The following is a 3,270-nucleotide window of genomic DNA, read 5'->3' on the forward strand; positions in this document are numbered from 1 at the left end:
CCTCAGCATCCACGGCCTGGCGATACTGCTCGTCCTGGCTGCCGGCACCATACTGGCCGGCATTGTCGGCGCGCTGCTGGCCGTGCCGATCACCGCCGTCACGTGGACGGTCGTGAAGACATGGACCGGCAAGGACCCGCTGCCCGGACTTGAGCCGCCCGGTCCGGAGCTGGCCGGACCTGAGATGTCCGGACCGGAGCTGCCCGGACCGGAGCCGCGGTAGGCTCGCCGTTCCGGACGCGGCCTGCAGCTGGCCGCCGCAAAGGGGGCCCGGCACTACAATTGACCGGTTCCCAGGACTTGCTCCTGCCCGGCACACGCCCGGCCACCAACAGAAAGATCCGATGCAGACCACTTCTGACCACGCCGTCCCGGCGCAAGTTGACCTGAAGCAGGCCGACCGCCCGGACCGCAAGCCCCTGGTCCGCTGGCTACTGGCCAACCAGGTCGCACCCGCCGGCCCCGAAGCCGAGGAAGATCACAAGCCCAACGCCTGGTGGAAAGTCATGTGCCTGACCGGCGTCGACTATTTCTCAACCCTGTCCTACCTTCCCGGTATCGCCGCCCTGGCCGCCGGTGCCCTGTCGCCGCTGGCCACCCTGCTCATTGTGGCCCTGACCCTGCTGGGCATGCTGCCCATGTACCGCCGGGTCGCGCAGGAGAGCCCGCACGGGCAGGGCTCGGTTGCCATGCTGGAGAAGCTGCTTCCGTTCTGGCGCGGCAAGTTCTTCGTGCTGCTGCTGCTCGGGTTCGTGGCGACCTCGTGGATCATCACCATCACCCTCTCCGGAGCCGACGCGACGGTGCACCTGCTCGAGAACCCGATCGTCCCGGCGGGATTGAAAGGCAGTGCCGTGATCATCACGGTGATCCTGCTGCTGATCCTGGGCGGGGTGTTCCTGCTCGGCTTCAATGAGGCCGTGGGCGTCGCCATTCCGCTTGTGGCCGTCTACCTGCTCCTGAACGCCGTCGTCGTCGCCGCCGGGTTCATGCACGTCTTCTCCGATCCGTCCCTGATCGCCGGCTGGACCGACCGGCTGCTCGCCAGCGCCGGCGGCGGCCCCATGGACCTGATCGGCCCGGCCGTCATCGCCTTCCCCTTGCTGGTCCTGGGCCTGTCCGGGTTCGAGACCGGCGTCTCGATGATGCCGCTGATCAAGGCCACCGGCGACAGCCCCGAGCAGGTCATGGCGTCCCGGGTCAGGAACACCCGCAAGCTGCTCACCACGGCGGCGGCCATCATGAGCGTCTACCTGATGTCCACCAGCTTCCTCACCACGGTCATGATCCCGGCCAAGGAGTTCGAGGAGGGCGGACAGGCCAACGGCCGCGCCCTGGCGTTCCTCGCCCACGACCTGTTCGGCGCCGGGTTCGGCACCGTATACGACATTTCCAGCGCCCTGATCCTCTGGTTCGCCGGAGCCTCCGCCATGGCCGGGCTCATCAACATCGTGCCCCGGTACCTGCCGGCCTACGGCATGGCGCCGGAATGGGGCCGGGCCGTCCGCCCGGTCGTGATCGTCTACACCGTGCTGAGCGTCGGCATCACCATCGCCTTCAACGCCGACGTCAACGCCCAGGCAGGTGCCTACGCCACCGGCATCCTGGCCATGATGGTTTCCGGAGCCGTCGCCGTGACAGTCTCCGCGATCCGCCGGCACAGCCGCGCCGGCACCATCGGCTTCGGTGCGCTGACCCTGGTCCTGCTGTACGCGCTGGCCGCCAATGTCATCGAAAAGCCCGACGGCATTGCGATCTCGGCTTTCTTCATCGCCGGCATCATCGTCGTCTCGCTCATCTCCCGGGTCCAGCGCACCACCGAACTGCGGCTGGAAACCATCGAGTTCGACGAGGCGGCCCGGCAGTTCATCACCGATTCGATTGCCTTCGACGGGCAACTGAACGTCATCGCCAACAAACGCCAGGCCGGTGACAAGGCTGAGTACGCGGACAAAGAGTACGAACAGCGCGGGCTGAATCCCGTCCCGGGCCCGGCGGATGTCATCTTCCTGGAAGTGGAAATCTCCGATCCTTCGGCGTTCAGCCACACGCTCCGGGTCGAAGGCATCGAAGTGGAGGGCTACCGGGTCCTGCGGGTGAAGTCCCCGGCCGTGCCGAACGCGATCGCGGCGGTCCTGCTGGCCATGCGCGACTCGACCGGCACGAAGCCCCAGTGCTACTTCGAGTGGTCGGAGGGCAACCCCGTCGGCCACCTCATGCGGTACCTGTTCCTGGGTGAGGGCGACACCGCGCCGCTGGTGCGCGAAATCCTCCGCGAGACAGAGCCCGACCAGGCACTCCGGCCCGCCATCCACGTGGGCTAGGCAAGGCGAACTCTCACCACAACAATCAGCCCCGCCGGGATTTGAGCAGTTCAGATTCCGGCGGGGCTCTCCGTGTCCTGCGACCCGTATCTGCTCTCACACCCGGTACCCGGGCCTCAGACGTTGGCTGATTTCCCCCACGGGCCGATCTGGTCCAGGGTGTATCCGTCCGGGTATGCCACGACGTTCATCTTTCCCGGCACAAATATGGGCTCCGTCGGCAACGGACGCAGCCTGGCCTTGAGGGAGCGGAACCGCAGCACCGCATTGAACGGCACGCGCAGCACTGCCGGGGCAGGTTTCAGGCCCAGGGCCACAGCGACCTGGGTTTTGTCCATCATCAGCGCCAGGATGGTCGGGGTGAACCGGCGAAGCAGGGCGGGGATACGGCTGGCGAAGGCCGCGACGGTCGCATTGAACAGCATCGAACCCTCGGGGCTCGGGCCCATGTTCCGGTCCTCGTATTCGTCCAGGAACCGCTCCGCCTCCGCGAAGGTGGCCGGGATGCCCTCGAGCCCCATCTGCCGGCCCAGTTCGGCGTAGAAGTCCGTGGCGGCCCGCTTCTCCAGCTCCGTCAGCCGGCGCCAGCCGTGACGTTCGGTCCAGCGCAGCGGCAGCACAAGCAAGGTCATGAGGACGTAGACGAAGTCGTCCGGGGTACCGGGCACCCCCTTGTGGACCCGGCGGAGCAGGTTGATCATGGCCTGGCTGCGTTCGTGCTCGAACCCGTTGGCGATGATCTCGTGGAGGACGATGCCGGTGTCGTAGGAGCKCTTCATCGGCCGGGATTTCATCTCCCCGGTCGCCGCCAGGGTCCTTGCTGTGGAGGGGATGGCGAAGTTGCGGTAGTAGGCGACGAAGAAGCCCGAATGGATTTCAGACTTGAAATCGAAGAGGACCATGTTCCGGTAGATCCCGTACATGTCCGTACCGCTCGGGCGTGTTC

At 66.6% G+C, this 3,270-nt stretch carries 2 protein-coding genes and 1 pseudogene; 2 read left to right on the plus strand and 1 reads right to left on the minus strand.

Annotation, left to right across the window (positions count from 1 at the left end; translation table 11 throughout):
- Positions 1 to 223: pseudogene (locus AC1D1S_RS20255) on the plus strand (AI-2E family transporter); the annotation flags it as partial.
- Between the two features lie 121 nt (positions 224 to 344).
- Positions 345 to 2,324, plus strand: coding sequence for an APC family permease (locus tag AC1D1S_RS20260; protein WP_476945137.1), 1,980 nt, complete (start codon positions 345 to 347; stop codon positions 2,322 to 2,324).
- A gap of 116 nt (positions 2,325 to 2,440) precedes the next feature.
- On the opposite strand, the gene AC1D1S_RS20265 is transcribed toward AC1D1S_RS20260, so the two are convergent.
- Positions 2,441 to 3,270, minus strand: an 830-nt coding sequence (locus AC1D1S_RS20265; protein WP_476995340.1) for an oxygenase MpaB family protein, incomplete at its 5' end; no start/stop codon positions are given.

This window comes from Arthrobacter sp. P1_A5 (assembly GCF_056406825.1).

What these genes read in the sequence shown, in the direction of transcription:
- AC1D1S_RS20260 (WP_476945137.1), top strand. Translation starts at nt 345, where the DNA reads ATGCAGACCACTTCTGACCACGCCGTCCCGGCGCAAGTTGACCTGAAG.